General features: G+C 64.3%; 17 protein-coding genes. 2 read left to right on the forward strand and 15 right to left on the reverse strand.

Features of this window, described 5'->3' with window-relative positions; translation table 11 throughout:
- Nucleotides 1–6: 6 nt before the first annotated feature.
- The 9 genes from asnB (RX327_RS27135) to RX327_RS27175 form a co-directional block, all read right to left on the reverse strand.
- Entirely contained in the window at nt 7–1,821 is a 1,815-nt protein-coding gene (asnB, locus tag RX327_RS27135; RefSeq protein ID WP_050383814.1) for an asparagine synthase (glutamine-hydrolyzing), read from the reverse strand.
- 170 nt (nt 1,822–1,991) lie between these two features.
- A complete protein-coding gene (locus RX327_RS27140; protein ID WP_050383815.1) occupies nt 1,992–3,176 on the reverse strand; it encodes a glycosyltransferase family 4 protein in 1,185 nt (394 codons plus the stop codon).
- The gene (locus RX327_RS27145; RefSeq protein WP_050383816.1) at nt 3,173–4,102 is read right to left on the reverse strand and encodes an NAD-dependent epimerase/dehydratase family protein; all 930 of its coding nucleotides are present in this window, start codon (nt 4,100–4,102) and stop codon (nt 3,173–3,175) included. The genes RX327_RS27140 and RX327_RS27145 overlap by 4 nt, the downstream gene beginning before the upstream one ends.
- Nucleotides 4,103–4,105: 3 nt before the next feature.
- The gene (locus tag RX327_RS27150) at nt 4,106–4,957 is read right to left on the reverse strand and encodes a class I SAM-dependent methyltransferase (RefSeq protein ID WP_157345140.1); all 852 of its coding nucleotides are present in this window, start codon (nt 4,955–4,957) and stop codon (nt 4,106–4,108) included.
- Nucleotides 4,947–5,516, reverse strand: a complete 570-nt coding sequence (locus RX327_RS27155) for an acyltransferase (protein WP_050383817.1) — start codon at nt 5,514–5,516, stop codon at nt 4,947–4,949. Before RX327_RS27155 ends, RX327_RS27150 begins: the two co-directional genes overlap by 11 nt.
- On the reverse strand, nt 5,513–6,352 hold the full coding sequence (locus RX327_RS27160; RefSeq protein WP_063779897.1) for a methyltransferase domain-containing protein: 840 nt from the start codon (nt 6,350–6,352) through the stop codon (nt 5,513–5,515). Before RX327_RS27160 ends, RX327_RS27155 begins: the two co-directional genes overlap by 4 nt.
- Before the next feature lie 150 nt (nt 6,353–6,502).
- Nucleotides 6,503–7,597 carry a glycosyltransferase gene (locus tag RX327_RS27165; protein ID WP_050383819.1) on the reverse strand — a complete coding sequence of 365 codons (1,095 nt, stop codon included), beginning with the start codon at nt 7,595–7,597 and terminating at the stop codon, nt 6,503–6,505.
- A gap of 3 nt (nt 7,598–7,600) precedes the next feature.
- The gene (gene asnB / locus RX327_RS27170) at nt 7,601–9,439 is read right to left on the reverse strand and encodes an asparagine synthase (glutamine-hydrolyzing) (RefSeq protein WP_050383820.1); all 1,839 of its coding nucleotides are present in this window, start codon (nt 9,437–9,439) and stop codon (nt 7,601–7,603) included.
- Nucleotides 9,440–9,441: 2 nt separating this feature from the next.
- Nucleotides 9,442–10,995, reverse strand: coding sequence for a lipopolysaccharide biosynthesis protein (locus RX327_RS27175; RefSeq protein WP_050383821.1), 1,554 nt, complete (start codon nt 10,993–10,995; stop codon nt 9,442–9,444).
- A gap of 296 nt (nt 10,996–11,291) precedes the next feature.
- Here RX327_RS27175 and RX327_RS27180 point away from each other — a divergent pair, with 296 nt between their 5' ends.
- Nucleotides 11,292–12,485 carry a CoA transferase gene (locus tag RX327_RS27180; protein ID WP_317247659.1) on the forward strand — a complete coding sequence of 398 codons (1,194 nt, stop codon included), beginning with the start codon at nt 11,292–11,294 and terminating at the stop codon, nt 12,483–12,485.
- A gap of 55 nt (nt 12,486–12,540) precedes the next feature.
- Here RX327_RS27180 and RX327_RS27185 read toward each other — a convergent pair whose 3' ends face one another.
- From RX327_RS27185 to RX327_RS27205, 5 genes are all read right to left on the reverse strand, one after another.
- On the reverse strand, nt 12,541–14,052 hold the full coding sequence (locus RX327_RS27185) for a tripartite tricarboxylate transporter permease (RefSeq protein ID WP_317247660.1): 1,512 nt from the start codon (nt 14,050–14,052) through the stop codon (nt 12,541–12,543).
- A 23-nt stretch (nt 14,053–14,075) separates the two neighbouring features.
- Nucleotides 14,076–14,618 carry a tripartite tricarboxylate transporter TctB family protein gene (locus RX327_RS27190; RefSeq protein WP_317247661.1) on the reverse strand — a complete coding sequence of 181 codons (543 nt, stop codon included), beginning with the start codon at nt 14,616–14,618 and terminating at the stop codon, nt 14,076–14,078.
- 76 nt (nt 14,619–14,694) lie between these two features.
- The gene (mtnA, locus tag RX327_RS27195) at nt 14,695–15,795 is read right to left on the reverse strand and encodes an S-methyl-5-thioribose-1-phosphate isomerase (RefSeq protein ID WP_317247662.1); all 1,101 of its coding nucleotides are present in this window, start codon (nt 15,793–15,795) and stop codon (nt 14,695–14,697) included.
- A gap of 40 nt (nt 15,796–15,835) precedes the next feature.
- The gene (locus RX327_RS27200) at nt 15,836–16,711 is read right to left on the reverse strand and encodes an S-methyl-5'-thioadenosine phosphorylase (protein ID WP_317247663.1); all 876 of its coding nucleotides are present in this window, start codon (nt 16,709–16,711) and stop codon (nt 15,836–15,838) included.
- A gap of 226 nt (nt 16,712–16,937) precedes the next feature.
- Nucleotides 16,938–17,915 carry a Bug family tripartite tricarboxylate transporter substrate binding protein gene (locus RX327_RS27205; protein ID WP_410712198.1) on the reverse strand — a complete coding sequence of 326 codons (978 nt, stop codon included), beginning with the start codon at nt 17,913–17,915 and terminating at the stop codon, nt 16,938–16,940.
- 460 nt (nt 17,916–18,375) lie between these two features.
- Here RX327_RS27205 and RX327_RS27210 point away from each other — a divergent pair, with 460 nt between their 5' ends.
- The gene (locus tag RX327_RS27210) at nt 18,376–19,317 is read left to right on the forward strand and encodes an IS110 family transposase (protein WP_317247665.1); all 942 of its coding nucleotides are present in this window, start codon (nt 18,376–18,378) and stop codon (nt 19,315–19,317) included.
- A gap of 708 nt (nt 19,318–20,025) precedes the next feature.
- On the opposite strand, the gene RX327_RS27215 is transcribed toward RX327_RS27210, so the two are convergent.
- Nucleotides 20,026–20,823 carry an enoyl-CoA hydratase/isomerase family protein gene (locus RX327_RS27215; protein WP_317247666.1) on the reverse strand — a complete coding sequence of 266 codons (798 nt, stop codon included), beginning with the start codon at nt 20,821–20,823 and terminating at the stop codon, nt 20,026–20,028.
- Nucleotides 20,824–20,840: the final 17 nt, after the last annotated feature.

Genomic DNA, 20,840 nt, shown 5'->3' on the forward strand with positions numbered 1-20,840 from the left:
AAATCTTCATGGGGCTTCAACCCCGAAGCGTTCAGCCCAAAGCGCCACGCAATAAAGCCGCCAGCGCATCCCGAGGTCGAGCCGGTGAAATTTCCTCTTCACCGCAGCCATGTTCACGTACCGGGCAAGCAGTGCGCTGCCGGCCACCTTTTCATACATCGCAGGCGAGTGTCGATTGAGCCATAGCTGATCGGGCGCGGCGAAACCGATCTTGTCCTTGCGCCAGGAGATGCTGGCCGGAAGAACCTCCTGCATGGCCGCACGAAGCGGCCACTTCGTCCATCCATTGTTCAACTTGATGCGCGTCGGCAAGCTCAACGCAAACTCAACAAATCGGTAATCCAGGAACGGCAATCGCGTCTCGATCCCAAACCGCATCGAGTTCTTGTCCTCGAAACGGAGCAGCATCGGCAGGTTGGTTTCCGTGATCTCGAGTACCTGCATTTCCTGCGCGTCCCTCGTCTCCCGCGCAAAACGGCGAAGACACTCCGGCAAGTCCGGGTTCTTCAGGAAGGCATATCGCCAACGGTAGAATGTGGCTCTTAGCACTGCCGAGCTGGCGCCAAACAGGTACATCAGCAAGCGTTGAGCTGATACGCCGGCCTGTGTGGCCGCGCGGAAGGCGGAGAAAAATCCCCTTACACCGGAGCGGTCCAGCTGGTCGCGGAGCCACGCCGCATAATAGCGATGATAGCCCAGCAGCGTCTCATCGCCCCCCTGACCATCGAGCAGCACAATCACGCCGTTCGCGCGCGCCGTCTTCATCACCTCGTATTGCATCATGATCGAGGGGCCAGCGAACGGCTCTTCCTGCACCTCGAGCAAGGCTTCCGCAGTCGATGCGAAATCCTCATAGCTCGGCTTGGTGCGCAACCAGTTCAGCTCGGCCTTTTCCACGACGTCGGCCGCGTAGGCTTCCTCGTTGTTCGCCGCCTGCTCGCTCACCGCAGTGATGGCAAAGAAGCGACCATTGGAGGACGACGCGTAGTGCCTTGCGGCCAGCGTCGCGACGCTCGAACTGTCCAAACCTCCCGACAAGCAGGTTCCGACGCGAACATCCGAGCGCAGGCGCAGGCGCGTCGCATCGTCGAGCAGCTCCGCCAGTAACCTGGCCGCATCCTGTTCGTTCGCCACGGCCAAACGAGGCGCCAGCGAATAATAGCGTTCGATCTCGATCCGGCCTGTCGACACGTCGACGCGCATCTTGTGTCCGGGCGGCAGCTTCTCGACACCCTTGAAGAAGGTCCGGCTGGTGTGATCGCTCAAACCGCAGACAAGAAAATCCCTGACGAGGTCGTCGTCCGCGATCGAACGCCCGATCAGGGGAAGCAGCTGGCGAATTTCCGAACCGAACGCGAACTGCGTCGCCGTGTTTGCGAAGTAGAACGGCTTTACGCCAAAGCGATCGCGCGCGCAGAACAGCGTATTGTCGCGCTCGTCGTGAATCGCGAACGACCACATGCCGTTGAAACGGTCGAGGCACTTCTCGCCCCAGCGGACATAGGCCGCCAGCAAGACCTCGGTGTCGGAGGCGGTATGAAAGACGTGACCGAGCGCTTCGAGTTCTGTACGAAGCTCGAGATAGTTGTAAATCTCACCGTTGTAGGTGATCCAGATCGGGAGCAGTCGATCGCGCATCGGCTGCGCGCCGTCGTCGGTCAAGTCGATGATGGCCAACCGCCGGTGCCCCAACCCGACCGCGCCATTGACCCGCACTCCGCGCCCGTCCGGACCGCGGTGAGCGACGAGATCGGTCAGTCGATCGACTTGATCAGCATCAACGAGCCCGTTCTTGGCGACTAGGCCGAATATGCCGCACACGAGTGACTGACCTATATCCGCTTGGGTTTCGTGGACAATGCGACAGGAAACGCATTCGAGCCGCTATGGCTTGAAATCCCATCCGGCGCCTGAGCTCACCTCTAACCCGTTCACGCGATGAACGTCAACCTCACCGGGTGAAGGAGCGATCGCGCGAGCTGACTTGCCGTCTATCTTTCGATCGGTTCACCGACATCCTGACCTGCCGCCTGTCGCATTGTCGCCGCAAAACTCGCTGCGAACGCGCTGACATTGTCGTCCTGGTGCGGGACGACGTTCCGAATGGTGGGCCCGTGAGCTTCCTGCACGGCCTGCATCAGGTGGTCTGCCAACGCGACCGGATCGTCGACGCCGAAATAGCGGGCGCTACCCGCGGTCTGCTCCCGATGCACGTCGATGTCGGACAGGATCATCGGAACGCCAAACGATTTCGCCTCCTCGACGGTCGTGCTCCAGCCCTCGAAGCGCGATGGGTTGATCAGCGCCGTTGAAGCGCGCAGCAGCGCGTAGACATGCGGCAGCGGGATAACGCCTAGGTGGCGGAACTGCGCTTCAAGGCCGCGCTTCTGGATCTCGGAGTTGACCAGATCATAATAGCCCGGCTCGCGCCGGTCTTCCTTGCTGCCGGATGCACAGATCACCACGTCGATCGCCCGCCCCTTCAGGATCGTCAAGGCGTCGACGACGAGCTTGTGGTTCTTGTGGCGATAGAACTGATTGGGCAGATAGAAATAGTTCGCCGGCAGATGATATGCCCCGATCACTTCGGCCGGGTCCGTGTTCAGGAACGCGGCCGGCGGCTGGGTCGCGAAGCGAACGACGCAGACCTGGTTTCTTGCGCCTGGATAGTAGGCCCTGAAATCACGCAGCGCGCTCTCGCTGCTCAGCATGATGGTTCGGCCCGAGGCGATTTGCATGCGAAAGCCAAGCTCGCGGCGCCAGCGTGCCGTCGTTGGAAACAGTTGCGGCAGAGAGCGGTGCTGCAAATCCGGAATCCATGCCACTGCCGGATGCGCGAGCCGCCAACCAAAGAAACGTGCCGATTCGACGACGACATCGATCCCGGCGCCTCGAAACGCCGCCGCGGCTCCGCGATCCAGACCAAGCCCGAGTGCCGCGGCCAACCCTGGCTGTCCATCGAAAGTCTCCGATCGAACGACCTCGACACCCGGTATCGCGGCAAGCTCCGCGAGTTCATTCTCTTCGGCCCTGTTCCCGGCAAAGACAATCGGAACGAATTCGCCGGGCAGAAACCTGGCAAGCGCCGCAAACAGATTGCGCTGATAATTGTAGCCGCCGGCCCAAAGCCGTCGCGAAATGTGACCGAACGCGAACCGCAATGGGCGGGGCGTCACGAAGCCTGCCCCTTGAACCAGGCCACGTAATCGGCAAGGCCTCGATCGAGCGGAATGCGCCAATCGAACCCGATCTGGCGCAGCACGGCATCGTCGGCCAACAGGCTCACGGGATCGCCGGGCCGGCTTACGCCCGAGTGCCGCACAACGGTATTGCCGCCCCACTGCCGGATGAGACCGGCTGCGATATCGGCAACGCTGGTCCCACGGCCCGACCCGCCATTGATGACCCGGAAGGCCGCCTGCGACGACGGTGTTGCGACGCTTGCGAGCAGCCTTGCGACATCACGCACGTCGATCCAGTCGCGGATTTCGTTGCCCGTCCCGCCAAGCGTGAGCACCTGCTCCTTGGCCGCCAGCCGCGAGCAGATGTCCCAGAGCAGCTGCTTGCGCAAATTGGGTCCATAGACCGAGAACAGCCGCACGATCGTGCAGCGGATGCCAAACGACTGCGCGTAGCTCCCGCACAATTGCTCCATCATCAACTTGTGCTTCCCATAGGGCGACATCGGAGTTGCGATCGCGCTTTCAGCGATCGGGCCGACATGGTCGGCTCCATAGACGGCCGCACTTGACGCCGCGATCACGGCGCAGTTCGGCGCGGATCCGCGCAGCCATTCGAGCAGCCGCGCGGTGCTCGCCACGGTGCGCGAAAAGTCCTCGAACGGCCGCTCGATCGAGATGCCGACCGACGATCCGCCGGCCAGATGAAAGATCTGCGCCGGTAGCCCGTGCGCGGCCGCGAGCGCATTGAGATTGGCCGCGTCGATTTCACCGTTGATCCAGCTCTGCAAACCAAGCCGCCGGGATTCCGCTGCATCGAGTGCGCCGTGCCCGACGCCGTGCACCGCTTGGCCCGCTCCCGCCAGCTCATGCACGAGATGACGGCCGATGAACCCATTCGCGCCTGTGACCCAGACGATCATCGATCAGGCCTTGTGACAGACAAAAGAGTAGAGCCGGCCCGGCCGATTGTCGAAACGTTCGGCCATCGACAGCAACGAGCCGAACACAAGACGCGACGCAAACGCGGTTCGCCACAGCGGCGCCACCGGAACCTTTTGCGTCAACCTGGTCACGATCGCCGATTTCAGGGTCTCCAGCGTATAGGGAAACAGGTTGATCGGGCTTTGCAGCGGCGCCAGCGCGTCGATCGCGGAAAAGCCTGCGGCGGTCAGCGCGCCGGTGTAGCGATCGAGCAGGTAGGCATGCTCGCCCCCGTAAAGATGATGCAACGGATGCTGCGCGAGGAACTGGGGGAGGTCCGCCTCCTTGCTGATGACATGCTCGCGCGCAGCGATCAGCATGCCGCCGGGCCGCAGCACGCGAAACATCTCCCGGCATGCTCCCTCGAGATCGCGCGTGTGGTGCAGCACGGCGCGGGCAAAGACGACATCGAACGCCGCATCGGCGAACGGCAGCCGCTCGGAAAACTCTTCGACCACCCGGATCGGCTGTTGCGACTGCGCTGCCAGATCGCGGATCGCCGCCGCTCCCACGATCGCGCTGGGATCCGGCTCGAGCGCCGTCACGGCAAAGCCGGTTCGGGCGAGCGCGTAGCTCGCAATGCCGCGGCCGGCGCCGACATCGAGCGCGGCGCCGGACCGGCCGGCCAGCAGCGAAGCGACCGCCTGCCACTCGGAGCTCCGGAAATAGCGTTCGGCAGCGCCGGCCAGCGGATCGTCGTAGAATGCATCGAGCACAAGCTGGCGCTGATCCGGCTGATTGCGCAGCCAGACCACCGCGTCCTCCCAGGTGGTAAACTTGCGCTCACCGTTCATCGGGCCCAAGCTCCCTCACCAATACGGCCGGATTGCCCGCCACGATCGAAAACGCCGCGACATCCCTGGTTACGACCGCGCCGGCCGCGACGATAGCGCCCTGGCCCACCGTCACACCGCGCAAGACCATCGCACCCGCGCCGATCCAGGCATCATCGCAGATTTTGACTGGACTCTCATCAAGCGAGATATCGTTCGGATGCCCGCGGGTGAAAATCTGCTGGACCTGTTTGTGCCGCTCGGCCGCCCGCAGCGGGTGCGTGAGATTGTCGAAGACATTCGCCGAATGCGAGATCAGGACGCGGTTGCCGATCTCGATCGACGCCGCCGACCAGATCCGGGTTCCTTCTCCGACGTAGCACCATTCGCCGATCTTGATCTCGCCACCATGCGCGAAGGTCAGGAGTTCACCCAGGATGCGGCTATTGCGGCCCACGACGATCTTGTCGGAATCGCCGCTGATATTTCTGATCCTGGCATAGCGGCCGAGCGCCGCGTCCGGCTGCAGCCGGCACGTCGCGCGACCGATCAGGCGCTGGATCAGGTAATCGACATTCATGCCGTCAACTGCAGGCAAGCAACGGCGCGCGACGACGCCGCAAGGTCATTGCCCTGCCCTTTGCCGGTGTGGACGTCGAAAACGGTCGCGCCGGCGAGCGCCTCGGCGCTCTGGCGCGACCAGCCCTGCCGCGAATAGCCGAAATAGTCGACATGAGAGGATGCCGCGCCGAATGCCTCGATGATCCGCTCGATCATGGCGAGATCGAACACCTGATACCAACCGAGATTGTCGCGTTTGCCGAACGGCACCGAGATCAAGCAGGTCCCGCCGGGCTTGAGAATGCGCTTGAACTCCCGCACCGCCGGAACAAAGCCGTCGCGATCGGTCTCGGCGTCGCGCGGATCGCCCGTGTACAGCATCTGATTGTCGAGGCCGATGTGCTCGATCGTCGAAATGCTGGCGACGGTGTCGAAAACCTGATCGCCGAACATCGTGTTGCGAAGATCGCCGAACACATAGGAGTAGCCGTCATGCCAATAGCATCGCTTCTCCGGCGCCAGCGTCATGATGGTGAGATCCGCGCCGCGCAGCGGCGGACGCTGCAGCAGGAAATCGTGGTTGAACGTCGATCCCGCGTCCAGCATCTTGCCGACATTGTTCAATCGGGCATAGACCCAGGGATATTCCACCACGCGCTCGTCCATGGCGACGCCGTAGCCGGGCGGAAGCTCCTTTCCTGCCTGTAGCAGGCCTGCGTCGATCGCCGCGGTGATGGTATCGCGCTTGACCGTCTGATAGCCCGGGCCGAACGGCCGCGGCCGCAGCCTGAACAGCGGCACAGCGAGCCCGTCGGCCGCCCATTTCAGCTGATGGATCAAGTCAGTTGCAGACATCATCTCGGCCCGATCGCCCGCCCGCTGGCCGGCCCTGTGCACCGTCTAGAGCCTTTTCCGTTCCGATGGAATCGGAACGGGGCTCCAGATTGTTGTTTTGACGCATTTTCCCTGCGCGAACCGGCGCCCACTTCGCTCGAAAACGCTCTATCACGGCTCAATCCGCGCGACGAGGTCGATAAACTGCGCCCATTGCGAGGCCTTGCTGTAGGTCTCCTGCACGCGGCTCCTGCCGGAGGCGGCGATCGCAGCCCATTGAGGCCAATCCCGCAGGCTGCGTGAGATCGCCTCGGCGGCCCGCTCGGGAGCGTCGTAGCTGCGCATCGTGACGCCGTCCTGCATCGCCTCCGGATAGTTGCCGGCATCCGACACGAGCAGCGAGCCGCAACCCATCGCCTCGAAGCAGCGCATATTGCCGCGATCGTTGCCGGCCATGTCGATTGCGCCGTTGAGCACGATCTTCGCCGATCCGAACAACTCGTAGAGGTCCCTGCCGAACAGCGGCAACCTCGCGATTCGCGCGATGGCGTCGGGGCGGCGGTGCTTGCGCAGCGGCAGCAATCGACCGACCGCGCTTTCGGCAAGCCGTGTCAGCCGCGACGCATCGAGGCAGAATACGATCTTGTGGTCAGCTGCCAGCGCGGCGACCTGTTCGAGCGTCCTGCCCCGCGCGCTATGATGCCGCGAATATCCACCGACAAACGCCACGTCGATCGGTCGTTCGCCGTGGCCGTACTGCTCCATGACAGGGTCGATCGCGGGAAAGAAGAGCTCCGCCCGGCACCCCTTGCTGCGCCACGCCTCGAGGATCGAGGGGAAGTTTCCAAGCACCGCGCCATAGGCGGTGAGATCGGCATTTCCGGAAGGCGCGGCGCGCCAGCACAGCGTCTTCTTCACACAGCCGGGAAGCTTGGCGACGAACGCACTCGGATAGCGCACCGGATCGAGATTGTAGAACACCTCGGTTCTGTGATGCTCGATCTGCGCGAGCAGAATGGCCTCGAGCGTCGGCGCTTCCTTCAGGCCCTGCTCACGTGCCCACTGGCGCTGCAGCACCTCATCGTCGCCATTCGTGAAGAAGGCTTCAACTGCGCCGTCGAGCACAGGCTTGAGAAAATGCGCGGCGCCAAACCGATCATGCAGGAACACGTCGCGGCGCGCGTCGAAACTTGACGCTTTTGCCGCGAGCTGGTTCAGCCTCGGCAAATAGGACGGATAGAGACCGCTATTCTGGAACAGACGCATTGGTTACGCGGACCTTGCCAACATCCATTTCATGTTCAAATAAGGCCAGATCCGGCCGACACTCTTCCAATCCCAGCTCTGCGACGCCGTCAAGCGGCCGACCGCCTTTCGAAGGGGCGTTTCGTCGACGAACTCGGCGAAAGCCGGAACATTCCGATCGAGCAGCTGTGCCGTCCACCCCGCCAATGGCCCATTCAGCCATTCCGGCATCGGCGAGTTGAAGCCTACCTTGCGGCGCGCGGTGCGGATGGTTTCGGGCATCAGGTTCGCCATCGCCTGCCGCGCCACCACCTTGGTCAGGCCATCCGCCGACTTGCTCGTTTCCGGCAGCGCCATCGTGTAGGTGACCAGCCGCCAATCCATGAACGGCATGCGGACCTCGATCCCGTGCGCCATCGAGAGTCGGTCGAAATTGCGCAGAATGGTAGGCAGCGTGGTCGAATGGAACATGCGGTAGAGGCGCCGGTTCAACGCACCCCATGTATCAGGCAATTCGTCGTCCTCGGCGACCAGCGGCAGCGGCGCGGGCGCGGCCGCAGCACCTCCGCGCAGGAAGTAGTGCCCCTCGCGCCTGATCATCTGCGCGCGCAGGAAGTCGATGCCGCGCTGCGCCAGCTGCGATCGTGAGGTGAGCGCGGCTGCTGCGTTCCGGATCCGGAATGCGGCCGACTGTCCCTCCTGCAGGTAGGCGCCCATCAATTCGTCCGCGCCGTGGCCGTCGAGTGACACGGTGACGTTCTGGCGCCGGAGCTCGCGATAGATCAGCCAAGGCGCGCTCGGCAGCCCGATATAGACGTCGTCATTGTCGTCGAGAATGCGGTCAAGGTCGGTGAGCGCGTCGGAGCGGCCGATCTCGAGAAAGCTCGGTGCCACCTCGGCCCACGCGGCCGCTTCCTCCGCCATCGGCCGCTCGTCATTGCTGGCGCCGGGAAAGGTCGCGACAAAGGCGTGCCGCCAGGCGGTCGAGTCACGCGGCCCCATGCCGGCTTTCTCATGGGTCGCCATGGCGCAGATCACCGCGGACGAATCGAAGCCGCCGGACAGACAGGTCCCGATCGGAACGTCGCTGCGCATCCGCAGCGCGACGGAATCCTGAAACAGGTCACGAAAGCGCTCGACGCGTTCGCTCTCGGTATCCGGGATTGCCGGCAGATGGTCCACGGTTCGCCACCAGCGGCGCACCTGCACACGCCCCTGGCGCAACCACATGCAGTGGCCGCCCTGCAGGCGGCGCAGTTGCGCGAACAGCGTCCGCTCGCTGCCTTCGATCCCGAACGGGTCAAGCAACAGCCGCCGCGCCACGTCGACATCGAGCGACGCCTCAACCAGCCCGCTCCGCGCCAGCGCCCGCTGCTCGGACGCGAAAACGAACCGCTCGGACGACAGCGCATACAACATCGGTTTGATGCCGAAGCGATCGCGCGCCAGGAACAGATCATCGGTGGCCGTGTCGTAGATCGCCAGCGCCCACATGCCGTTGAAGCGCAGCAGCATGTCCTCGCCCCATGCCTGCCAGGCGGCAAGGATCACTTCGGTATCGGACTGGCTGCGGAAAACCGCGCCCTTCGCCTCGAGCTCGCGGCGCAATTCGAGGAAGTTGTAGATCTCGCCGTTGTAGACGATCACATGGCGGCCATCGCCCGATGCCATCGGCTGATAGCCGCCCTCGCCGGGGTCGATGATGGCGAGCCGACGATGGCCGAAGGCGACGTTTCGCTTGGCATTGAACCAGGTGCCCTCGCCGAACGGACCGCGATGCGCGATCAATTTGGTGAGCCGCGAGATGTCGGCCGGCTCCACGGGAGCGCCGCGCAGATTGACGATGCCTGCGATGCCGCACATGTCTAGATGGCCTTGAAGGGCAGGAAGCGACTGCTGATGACGCGGAGATCCCGCCAGCACACGGCGCGGTAGGGACCGAGCTGCGACGCGGCAACGGCGGCGACAAAGATGGCCGCCGCCGACACGCCGTAGAGTGACACCACATACCACCATGACGGCGCGTGGTCGAATGACGCGTGGCCGAGCTGCGAACGCAGCGCCAGCGCGATGGCTACTCCCGTGCCGAGCGGGATCAATACGAAATGCAACATCCGTGACCACATATCTGAAAGGCGGAAGGTTCGCTGCAGCAACAGCACGGTGATCACCATCTGGGCGACCATCCCGACGCAGGAGCTCCAACCGGCCGCCTGCCAGCCGAAATACGGCAACGCGACGGCGCTGGTCGCCAGCGTGAAGATGCCCGTGACGAGCGAGATCAGCGCGTTGGAACTGGAGCGCCCCTGCGACAGCAGATAGAACGCAAACACATTGGCGCTGGACCCCAATATTCCGCTGATCGCGAGCACCACCAGCACCAGCTGGGCCTCGGCGGCGATCTCGGCGCCGGTCCATCGATGCAGCAATGCGCCTGCGGCCGGGATCAGGCCGCCCAGCGCGCTCGCGGCAAGCACATTGAGAATCCAGGACGAGCGAAGCAGGAGGTCGACCTTGCGATCGTCATCCTCCCTCTGCAGGGTGCTGAAGAACGGGAACAAGATCTCGCCGATCTTCAGCACACCGATATAGACAGCCTCCTCCAGCCGCTGCGCGACGCTGTAGAAGCCGACGAATTGCGGCTGCAACAGCGCGCCGAGCAGATAGCGGTCCGCCTGCCCGGCGAACAGCGCGCCGCTTTGCGCCGCGAACTGCCAACCGCCAAGCTTGACCAGCGCACGCAGCGCACCGCGATCGAGCGCCGGCCGTGCCAGCCAGTCACTGATGGCGTGGCGCGACCAGGCAAAGGCCATCACGAGATTTGTTGCAAAGCCCAAGGCCTGACAGCCGAGGAAGGTCGAGGCACGCGGCGCGTAGGGGATCAGCAGCAGCATCGACATCGTCGTCACCACCGTGCCGGTGATGCTGATCGACGCGATCCGCCGATAGTCCTGACGCGCCGTGAACAGCGAGAGGAAGACGGCGAACAGGCACTGGAACAGCCAACCGGCGCCGGCGAATGCGAAGGCGAGTCCGAGATCGTCGGCGGCCGGGCCGCCGAGGTGGAATCCCAGTCGTGCGAGCGGCGCGCCGGCAAAGGCAAGCAACGCCGCGATCAGGCCGCCAAGGACGATGGCAAGCACGAGAGCGGTCGCGAAAAATCGCTGCGCCTGATCGCGGTCGGACGGTTCCAACCTTTGCGCGAGCTCGCGCGCCGTCGAAAGGCCGAGCGCATTGCTGAACATCAGCGCCGGCGCGACACAGGCCGTCACCAGACCCGCAACGCCGAACGCGGCGAGACCGAGCCGGAAAATCACGAACGGCAGGATCGCGAGATTGAGCAGCACCGCGACCGCGAAGGCGGTCGCGTTCCATGCCGAGTTACCGAGCAGATGGGATGGACCCTTTCTCACCGCCATGCCCGCTTTCGGTCCATCGCTCCGATACGCCTCAAGTGCCTCTTCCGTAAGGGCAAAACCCATTCGGCATGGCGACGGGCTAGCAGCCGGCGCGGTGATTGTCGAGAGTTGGCGGACGGCGGGGAGGCGTGAGGCCAGACCAGGGCCGCAAAATACAGGAGCCGATCTCCACGGAACCATGGCTGGTTGTTTTCGGCCCTGTTTGTGATCCGGGTAACAGTTGGAAAGGCCTGCCAAATTGTCTATGGCAGATGGGCTCAAGCCCCCGGGCAGCCCGCCCAACAAGAGGTGTCTCAATGCCCTTTCCCCGCGCATCCCAAGCCCTGTCCCGTTTCACCGTGCTGGATTTGACCCGGGTCCGGTCTGGGCCGACCTGCGTGCGGCAGCTCGCGGACTGGGGCGCCAACGTCGTCAAGATCGACGCGTTGACTGAGGATGCCGGCGGCGAGCAGCCGGGCGGCCCCCGGCGGGGTTCCGACTTCCAGAATTTGCACCGCAACAAGCGGGCGATGACGCTGAACCTCAAGGACCCCAGGGGGCTCGAGGTGTTCAAGCGGCTGGCCGAACAGGCTGATGTCGTGGTCGAAAACTTCCGGCCGGACGTCAAGGCCAAGCTCGGCATCGATTACGAGAGCATCCGCAAGATCAACCCGCGCATCGTCTATGGCAGCATCTCCGGCTTCGGCCAGGACGGCCCCTACCATAAGCGCCCCGGTTTCGATCAAATCGCGCAAGGCATGGGCGGGCTGATGTCGATCACCGGCGCGCCGGGCGGAGGCCCGATGCGGGTCGGCATTCCCGTCGCCGACCTCACCGCCGGCCTGTTCTGCGCCATGGGCATCCTCACCGCACTGCTCGAACGCGAGGTCTCCGGCAAGGGTCAGTGGGTGCAGACCTCGCTGCTCCAGGCCCAGATCTTTATGCTCGACTTCCAGGCCGCGCGCTGGCTGATGGAGAAGGAGGTCGCCAGGCAGGCCGGCAACAACCACCCGACCAGCATTCCGACCGGCGTGTTCAAGACCTCGGACGGCTACATCAATATCGCTACCACCGGCGGCCGGATCTGGGAGCGCTGTGCGCAGGCGATCGGCGCGCCGGAGCTGATCACCGACCCCGACTACGCGACCGCGCCGGCACGCTCGAAGAACCGCGACGCGCTGAATGCGAGGATCGGCGCGCTGACCGAGAAGAAATCGACCGAGACCTGGGTGCAGGAGCTGAACGCCGCCGGCGTGCCGTGCGGGCCGATCTACTCGATCGACCAGATGTTCGAGGACGCGCAGGTGAAGCATCTCGGCATTGCGCAGGACGTGCCGAACGACGAGGGCCGCCATATCCGCCTGGTTGGCCAGCCCGTGACGCTGTCGCGCACGCCGAGCAGGATGGCCGCCCGCCCGCCGGAGTTCGGCGAGCAGACCGAGGAGCTGCTGGCCGAATTCGGCTTCGGCAAGGAAGAGATCGCCGAGCTCCGTCAGCGCAAGGTGGTTTGACGGTATCAAACCACCAATGCCTAGCGGTTCGAGGTCGCCAGATCCCGGACCGCGACTACGCCCGTGCAGGCCGCAGCATTCGTCCGAGCCCGACGAACGCCTTGTCGATCACCGGCCAGAACAGCAGCACGATTGCAAGCGTCGTGATCGAGCCGACCAGACCGTTCGACCAGAACACCTTGAGGTCGCCGCCGGCGCCGATCATCGACAGGCGAAAGGCATCCTCGGCGCGGTTGCCCAGCACGAGCGCGAGGGTGAACGGCGCCAGGGGAATGCCGATCTTCTTGAAGACGTAGCCGACGATTCCGAAGCCGAGCATCAGCCAGATGTCGAACATCGCGTTCTGGATCGCATAGGCGCCGATCGCGCAGGACACCACGATCATCGGCGCCACCGCGGCAAAGGGCACGCGCAGGATCGAGGCGAAGATCGGCACTGTCGTCAGCACCAGGACGAGGCCGACGACGTTGCCGAGATACATCGAGGCGATCAGGCCCCAGACGAAGTCCTTGTGTTCGACGAACAGCAGCGGCCCCGGATTGAGCCCCCACACCATCAGGCCGCCGAGCAGGATCGCCGCAGTGCCCGAGCCGGGGATGCCGAGCGCCAGCATCGGCAGCAGGGCCGAGGTGCCGGAGGCATGCGCAGCCGTCTCCGGCGCGAACACACCCTCGATGCGGCCCTTGCCGAAGCTTTCGGGCTCCTTGGCGAAGCGCTTGGCGAGATTGTAGCCCATGAAGGAGGCCGCGATCGCGCCGCCGGGGGTGATGCCGAGCCAGCAGCCGATGAAGGAGGAGCGCAGCAGCGTCACCCAGTATTTCGGCAGGTCCTTCCAGACGCTGAGCACGACGCGCAGCGAAATGCCCGCCGCATGTCCCCGCAGCGCCAGCCGCTCCTCCATCGTCAGCAGGATCTCGCTGATGCCGAACAGGCCGATGACGGCGACCAGGAAGTTGATGCCGCGAAGCAGCTCCGGCGAGCCGAAGGTCATGCGGAGATTGCCGGACACGGTATCCATGCCGATGCCGGCGAGCAGCAGCCCCAGCGACATCGAGATGACCGTCTTGTGCTTGGCCTCGCGCCCGAGGCCGACGAAGGAGCAGAAGGTCAAGAGATAGACCGCGAAGAACTCGGGCGGGCCGAACTTCAATGCGAAGGACGAGATCATCGGCGCGAGGAAGGTGATCAGCAGCACGGCGACCAGCGAGCCGATGAAGGAGGAGGTGAACGCCGCGGTCAGCGCCTCCGCCGCCCTGCCCTGCTGCGCCATCGGATAGCCGTCGAAGGTGGTCGCGACCGACCAGGCTTCGCCCGGGATGTTGAACAGGATCGAGGTGATGGCACCACCGAACAGCGCACCCCAATAGATGCAGGACAGCATCACGATCGCCGAGGTCGGATCCATCGTGAAGGTCAGCGGCAGCAGGATCGCGACGCCGTTGGGGCCGCCGAGCCCCGGCAGCACGCCGACGAAGATGCCGAGCACCAGCCCGACCATCATCAGCACGAGCGTCTTCCACGTCAGCAGGACGGCAAAACCGTGGAGCAGGAGCCCGAAAGCTTCCATGTTTCGAAATCGCGCCGGCCCGCCTAGCGGCCGAGGGCCGCTTCGAGCGGCCCTTTCGGCATGATGACGTCGAAGGCGATGTCGAAGGTGACGAACATGATCGCCGTGAACACGAAGGCGGTGAGCAGCGACTTCCACAGCGCGATCTTGCCGACGAGGCGCATGAAGCCGGAGATCAGGAGGAAGCTCGCTACATAGAGGCCGAGGAACTGTGTCGCCGCGCAGAACAGCAGCGTCGGCACGAACACTGCCATCACGCGGCGAAGCTGGGCCCGGGTGACAAAGGTCTCGGCGGCTTCCCGGCGCGAAAGAAAGGCCGCGCCGAGGCCATAGAGGCTGGCGCCGCCGAGGATGACCGAGAGGTAGAACGGAAAATAGCCCGGCTGCGGCCCGGTCGAGTCCCACGACGCGCCGGTGCGCCAATTGTCCCAGCCGAGCACTACGGCGAGCGCAAGCAAGAGCAGCGACACGACGACGTCGACGACGCCGGTGCTGACGACCGCCGGCGAGTTATCTTCAGGCGCGGTCGGATCGTCGACGACGATTTCAAGTTCGGTTTGGGACATGGATGAGACGGTCTGGGTTGCGAGGGCAACGATTGGGATAGCGTGCTGATGCAACCACCGTCAATGCAGCCTTCAGCTAAACGGTGGAACGTTCGGGAAAGGCGCTCGCAAGTGCAGCACGCTCCGGCTTGAGAACGCCGCGCTCGGTGATCAATCCGGTCACCAGCCGCGCCGGCGTGACGTCGAAGCCGAAATTGGCCACCGACGAGCCGTCCGGAACCACGCGCACGGTCTCGATCCGGCCATCCGCCGTGCGTCCCGTGAGGTGCGTCACCTCGGCGGCCGCGCGCTGCTCGATCGGAATCTGCCTGACGCCGTCATCGATGCTAAAGTCGATCGTCGGCGACGGCAGCGCGACGTAGAACGGCACGCCATTGTCATGCGCAGCGAGCGCCTTCAGATAGGTGCCGATCTTGTTGCAGACATCGCCATTGGCGGCGACGCGGTCGGTGCCGACGATGGCGAGATCGACCATGCCGTGCTGCATCAGGTGTCCGCCGGTATTGTCCGGGATCACGGTGTGCGGCACGCCGTGATGGCCGAGCTCCCAGGCCGTCAGCGAGGCGCCCTGGTTGCGTGGCCGGGTTTCGTCGACCCAGACATGGATCTTGATGCCGCGCTCATGCGCGAGATAGATCGGCGCCGTCGCCGTGCCCCAATCGACGGTGGCGAGCCAGCCGGCGTTGCAATGGGTCAGCACGTTGACCACCTCGCCCGACTTCTTGGTCGCGGCAACCGTCTCGATCAGGCCGAGCCCGTGGCGGCCGATCTCGCGATTGATCTCGACATCCTCGTCGGCGATCTCGCGGGCACGGGCGTAGGCCGCCTCGGCGCGCGCCGAGGCCGCGAGCGGCACGAGCGCGCGCTGCATCTCGTCGATCGCCCATTTCAGATTGATCGCGGTCGGCCGGGTCGCCAGCAGCATCTTGCCGGCGCGCTCGAGTGCCGCGTCGGAGGCATCCTCGCGCATCGCGAGTGCCATTCCATAAGCGGCAGTCGCGCCGATCAGCGGCGCGCCGCGCACCAGCATCGAGCGGATCGCCTCGCCGGCCTCGTCCGCGGTGGTGAGTTTGGCGACGATGAACTCGTGCGGCAATCGGCGCTGGTCGATCGCGCCGACCGACCAGCCGTCACGCTCGCGCCAGATGCTGCGGAAATGTCGTCCATCGACCTTCATGCCTACGCCCTTCGCGTCGCGCGCTCCCTGGAGGACTTCTTCACGACCGCAACACCCTTCCAGCCACGGCATCGAGCTTCGCAAGCAATTGAGGATCGCGCGCCTCCGGCGCCGTGATCAGCGCGGTGTCGAGCGCACGGTCCGAGCCAATCGGGCACGGCTCGTGCTCGCGCGGAAAATCCTTTGCCAGCCGCGCCACCAGCGCCTTCGCCTTGTCGGCGTTCGAGGTCAGCACGCGGATGATGTCCTGAACGGTGACGGCATCGTGATCGGGATGCCAGCAGTCGAAATCAGTCACCATCGCCACGCTGGCGTAGCAGATCTCGGCCTCGCGGGCGAGCTTGGCTTCCGGCATGTTGGTCATGCCAATCACCGAATAGCCCTGCGCCTTGTAGGTCAGGCTTTCGGCGAGCGAGGAGAACTGCGGCCCCTCCATGCAGAGGTAAGTGCCGCCGCGGGCGAACGCGATATCTTCGGCCTCGGCAGCAGCCGCCAGATGCCTCGCCAGCAACGGCGACACCGGATGCGCCATCGAGACATGTGCGACGCAGCCCCTGCCGAAGAACGAGCTCTCCCGCTTGTAGGTACGGTCGACGAACTGGTCGACGAGAACGAAAGTGCCGGGCGGCAGTTCCTCCCTGAAGGAGCCGCAGGCCGAGAGCGAGATCAGGTCGGTGACGCCGGCCCGCTTCAGCACGTCGATATTGGCGCGATAGTTGATGTCGGAGGGGGACAGCGCGTGTCCATGGCCGTGGCGCGGCAAGAACACGATCGGGAGTCCCGCCATCTCGCCGCGGCGGAGCGGCGCGGACGGCTCGCCCCAGGGGCTTGTGATCGCCTCCTCGCGGACATTTTCCAGGCCCGGCAGATCGTAGATGCCGGATCCACCGATGATCCCCAACACGGCTTTGCTCATGATCGCTCCTCACGGTCCCGCAACGGCGCCGGAGGGGTGACCCAGCCCGATCGGGCTCGCCGGACGTTCGGCCATACTGCGGCGCAGTAATCACTGCGCCGCTGCCGCTTGCAAGGCAATTCCAAGCTAACAGGCCCAGTCATTCCGGGGCACTCGAAGGGTGAACCCGGAATCTCGAGATTCCGGGTTCGATGCTTCGCATCGCCCCGGAATGACGGCGGATCCGCTATTTTGCGACGAACCCTGCCGCGTTCATCAGCGAGGCATTCTGCTTATCGTCCTCCTCGAGAAACTGCACCATGTCCTTGCCGGTGAGGAAGATCGGCTTCAGCGCCTGCTTCTCCATGTACTCCTTGTATTCCGTGGTCTGCGTCACCTTGTGGAACAGATCGACATAGAACGCCTGCTGTTCCGGCGTCACCTTGCCGGGCAGGAACATCGCCCGCAGCATCAGATACTGCACGTCGACGCCCTCCTCTTTGCAGGTCGGGATGTCGGACCAGGACTGCGTCTCCGTCACCTTACCGGTGTACGAGATGCGCTCCTTGTCGAACACGCAGAGCGGACGCACCTGGCCCGCGCGCCAGACTTCGAGATTTTCCGAAGGGTTGTTGACGTTGGCCTCGGTGTGGTTGCCGACCAGCTGGGTCGCGGCCTCACCGCCGGACTTGTAGGGCAGAAAAGAGAATTTCGCGCCGGTCTTCTGCTCGAGGAACACGGTCAGCACGTGATCCTCGCGCTTGGAGCCGGTGCCGCCCATCTTGAACGGCGAACTCGCTGTCTTCGCGGCCGCGATGAAGTCCTTGACGGTCTTGGGGCCCGACGCATTGTCCCACAACACGAACTGATCGAGCGCGACCACGGAGACCGGGGTCAGCTCACGCCAGTTGAACGGGATCTTGGCCGACAGCGGAAGCATGTAGATCAGCGAATAGGCGATCAACACCTTGTTCGGGTCGCCCTCGCTGGATTTCATGTACATCAGCGCTTCCGCGCCCGAAGCACCGCCCTTGAGCGAGACGACCATCGGCTGCTTCATCAGATTGTTCTTCTGGATCGCGGCCTGCATCATCCGCGCCATCTGGTCGGAGGCGCCACCCGCGCCCGCGGCCACCACGATCTCGACGGGCTTCGTCGGTTCCCAGCCGGCGAAGGCCGGCGTGCTCAACAAGAGGGCCGCGATTGCAGCCGTGGTTTTTACAATCTGTCCCACGTGTTTCTTCCCTATCTATTTGTTCGGCTTGGCAAAACCTGCGAGGTGGCGGGCGCCATCATTGTGCCGAGAATGCCGCTGAGTTCAAGCCGCGAACTGCCGCATGGCCTATGACTTTGGAATGAGGTGGGCGTCGTTTGCCAATGGAGCAGACCGTGTAGGGTGGCCAGAGGCGCGCCGCTTGTTCGCTGTCGTCCCTGCAAAAGCAGGGACCCATAACCACAGACGTTCGTTGTTGAAGCGAGCTGTGGCTCCAGCGTATGCGACAATGACCTTCGGTGGTTATGGGTCCCTGTGTCTTGGAAGTCTGTCATGATGGGTTGGGCGGGAAGCCGTTGGGTCCTTGGCGCTTGACGCCGTGAGCCGGCTCGGCCTCCCGCCCGTTCCATTACCAACCTGAACAGTTGCACGAGGCTGCGCCAACAGACCTCGCATCACAGGGACAGGCACCGTGATCATACCCCCTCGTTATGTCGGAATCGACGTCTCCAAGAAGCATCTCGATATCTTTGATGAAGCTGACGGCGTGTCCAGGCGCATCGCCAACGCGGCACAGGCCATCACACAGCAGGTGGCGCGTTGGCGATGCGATGCGCTGGTCGTCTTCGAGGCCACGGGCGCCTATGACCTCGCGCTTCGCGAGGCCCTAAGCCAGGCCGGTGTCCGCTTCGCTCGGATCAATCCGGCTCGAGCTCGCGATTTTGCGCGGGCCAGCGGCCAACTTGCCAAAACCGATCCGATCGATGCACGGATGCTGGCGGCCTTTGGCCGGGTCATGCAGCCGGCAGCCGAGCGGGCCGCCAATCCCGCCCGCAACGCTTTGGCAGGGCTTGCAAAACGGCGGGACCAACTGGTTCTCATGCGCGCGCAGGAGAAGAACCGGCGCAGCGAGGCCGACGACTGCGCCATGGCCGAACGGATCAGTCGGCTCATTGAGGTTCTCGACGGCGAGATCGCCGAGATCGAGGCCGATATCAACGCATTGACCAAGGCCGAGCCGGAGATCGCGGACGATGCGCGGTTGATGCGCTCACTGCCGGGCGTGGGTCCCGTGGCTTGCATGCAGCTGATCGCGAAGATGCCGGAACTTGGACATGTTGGAGCGAAGCAGATCGCCGCGCTCGCGGGCCTTGCCCCCTTCAACGTCGACAGCGGCGCCTTCCGTGGAAAACGCAAGATCGCCGGCGGCCGAAAGCGCGTTCGTGACGCCCTCTATATGGCGGCTCTGAACGCGGTTCGTCGGGCCGATCCATTCAAGGCCTTCTACGCGCGGCTGCGACAGGTCGGCAAACCAGCCAAGCTCGCTCTCATTGCCGTCGCCAGGAAGCTCCTAACGGTCCTCAACGCCATGATGCGCGACAGAAAGCCCTACCTGCAGACCAAGCCGACATAACAGTTGCCGGGTCGCGCTTCGCTTGCCCGGGACGACACCTAATTTGTGGAGCGATTTGCGAGTCACACATCCGCGCTCTCGCGACATGATCTGTCCGAGCTTTGCTCTTCGTTCCGCCCTCTCTCTTGAAGAGGGCGCAGGGAAAGCCGGGTGCCGATCGCACCCATGGGCCCCGAGCAATGGGTGGTAAGCTCGGGGGTAGGACCACAGGTGTAACCGGAGCAATCCGGCTTTCCCTGCGCGATGGGTTACGGCTTATACGTGCTCTCCCCGGCGAGACCGGGCTTTTTTGTCACCACCGCCCTCGCAAAGACGCTTTCGCCTCTTGCAAGAGGACACCTGCCGCTAGGGCGTCAGGCCTGCACGATTTCGCCGTCCGCCTTGCGTGCTCTCGTCAGTACCACGCACAGCGTCCACCGCATCTCAACCCACGTTCGTGACGACCGCGAAGCGCCCCTCGATCGGGTGAGACGGGCAATTCATAACACTGAGTTGATCTTCCGGTAAACCGAAATATTTTTTCAAAGGGGGGCTTGCGCCGTCGGGCAACTCAGTGGCACGCGCGCGAACCCCTAGCCCATCCGTCATTCCGGGGTTCGCCAACGGGTCGGCGCAGAGCGCCGCCCGATGACAGGCTCCGCGAGAGCCCGGAATGACGACGGAGACCTCGGTTCGGCGAGCCCGCGGCCTTCTGTCACCCAGCCCCCGTTACTTGCCTTTGAAGTTGGGCGCCCGCTTGTTCAGGAAGGCGTCCATGCCCTCGCGGAAATCTTCGCTCATATAGGCCTTGAGGATCAGGTCCTCGCCCTCCTCGCGCGACAGCGTGCGACGGATGCGGCGCACCGCTTCCTTGGTCGCTTCCAGCGTGAGCGGCGCGTGGCCGGCGACGAGCTTTGCGGTCTCGTCGGCGCGGCGTTGCAGCGTCTCGACGTCGGGCACGACCTCGTTGAGCAGGCCGAGCGCCAGCGCTTCCTGCGCCTCGACGAGGCGCGCCTTGAAGATCATGTCCTTGGTGCGGGCGGGGCCGACCAGCGCGACGATGCGGCTGATGTTCGACATCGACAGGCAGTTGCCGAGCGTGCGCGCGATCGGAAAGCCCATCCGCGTCGTCTCGGTGCCGATGCGCAGGTCGCAGCAGGCGGCGATGCCGGCGCCGCCGCCGGTGCAGGCGCCGGCAATGGCCGCGATCACCGGAACGCGGCACTGCTCGAGCGTGCCGAGCACGCGGTCGATCCGCGCCTCGTAGTCGAGCGCATCCTGCGCGGTCTTGAAGGCACGGAATTGCGAGATGTCGGTGCCGGAGGCGAACGCCTTGTCGCCGGCACCGGTCAGGATCAGCGCCTTGATCGAGCGATCCTGATTGATGTTCTCGCATATCGCGGCCATCTGCTCGTACATCGCAAAGGTCAGCGCGTTGCGCGCCTGCGGGCGGTTGAAGGTGATCCGCGCGATGCCGTCCTCGACGGAGTAGAGCAGGTCTTCGGTCGAAGTGACGGGCGCGTTCATGTCTCGCTCTTTCTGTT

The organism is Bradyrhizobium sp. BEA-2-5 (assembly GCF_032918025.1).
Classification (GTDB): domain Bacteria; phylum Pseudomonadota; class Alphaproteobacteria; order Rhizobiales; family Xanthobacteraceae; genus Bradyrhizobium; species Bradyrhizobium pachyrhizi.

Bases quoted from the DNA above. Each gene is read 5' to 3' on its own strand.
- asnB (WP_050383820.1), bottom strand. From the start codon at position 9,439: ATGTGCGGCATCGCAGGCATCGTCAATCTGCGCGGCGCTCCCGTGGAG.
- RX327_RS27215 (WP_317247666.1), bottom strand. From the start codon at position 20,823: ATGAACGCGCCCGTCACTTCGACCGAAGACCTGCTCTACTCCGTCGAG.
- RX327_RS27190 (WP_317247661.1), bottom strand. From the start codon at position 14,618: ATGTCCCAAACCGAACTTGAAATCGTCGTCGACGATCCGACCGCGCCT.
- RX327_RS27165 (WP_050383819.1), bottom strand. From the start codon at position 7,597: ATGCGTCTGTTCCAGAATAGCGGTCTCTATCCGTCCTATTTGCCGAGG.
- RX327_RS27185 (WP_317247660.1), bottom strand. From the start codon at position 14,052: ATGGAAGCTTTCGGGCTCCTGCTCCACGGTTTTGCCGTCCTGCTGACG.
- RX327_RS27150 (WP_157345140.1), bottom strand. From the start codon at position 4,957: ATGAACGGTGAGCGCAAGTTTACCACCTGGGAGGACGCGGTGGTCTGG.
- RX327_RS27200 (WP_317247663.1), bottom strand. From the start codon at position 16,711: ATGAGCAAAGCCGTGTTGGGGATCATCGGTGGATCCGGCATCTACGAT.
- RX327_RS27160 (WP_063779897.1), bottom strand. From the start codon at position 6,352: ATGTCTGCAACTGACTTGATCCATCAGCTGAAATGGGCGGCCGACGGG.
- RX327_RS27145 (WP_050383816.1), bottom strand. From the start codon at position 4,102: ATGATCGTCTGGGTCACAGGCGCGAATGGGTTCATCGGCCGTCATCTC.
- mtnA (WP_317247662.1), bottom strand. From the start codon at position 15,795: ATGAAGGTCGATGGACGACATTTCCGCAGCATCTGGCGCGAGCGTGAC.
- RX327_RS27155 (WP_050383817.1), bottom strand. From the start codon at position 5,516: ATGAATGTCGATTACCTGATCCAGCGCCTGATCGGTCGCGCGACGTGC.
- RX327_RS27175 (WP_050383821.1), bottom strand. From the start codon at position 10,995: ATGGCGGTGAGAAAGGGTCCATCCCATCTGCTCGGTAACTCGGCATGG.
- RX327_RS27180 (WP_317247659.1), top strand. From the start codon at position 11,292: ATGCCCTTTCCCCGCGCATCCCAAGCCCTGTCCCGTTTCACCGTGCTG.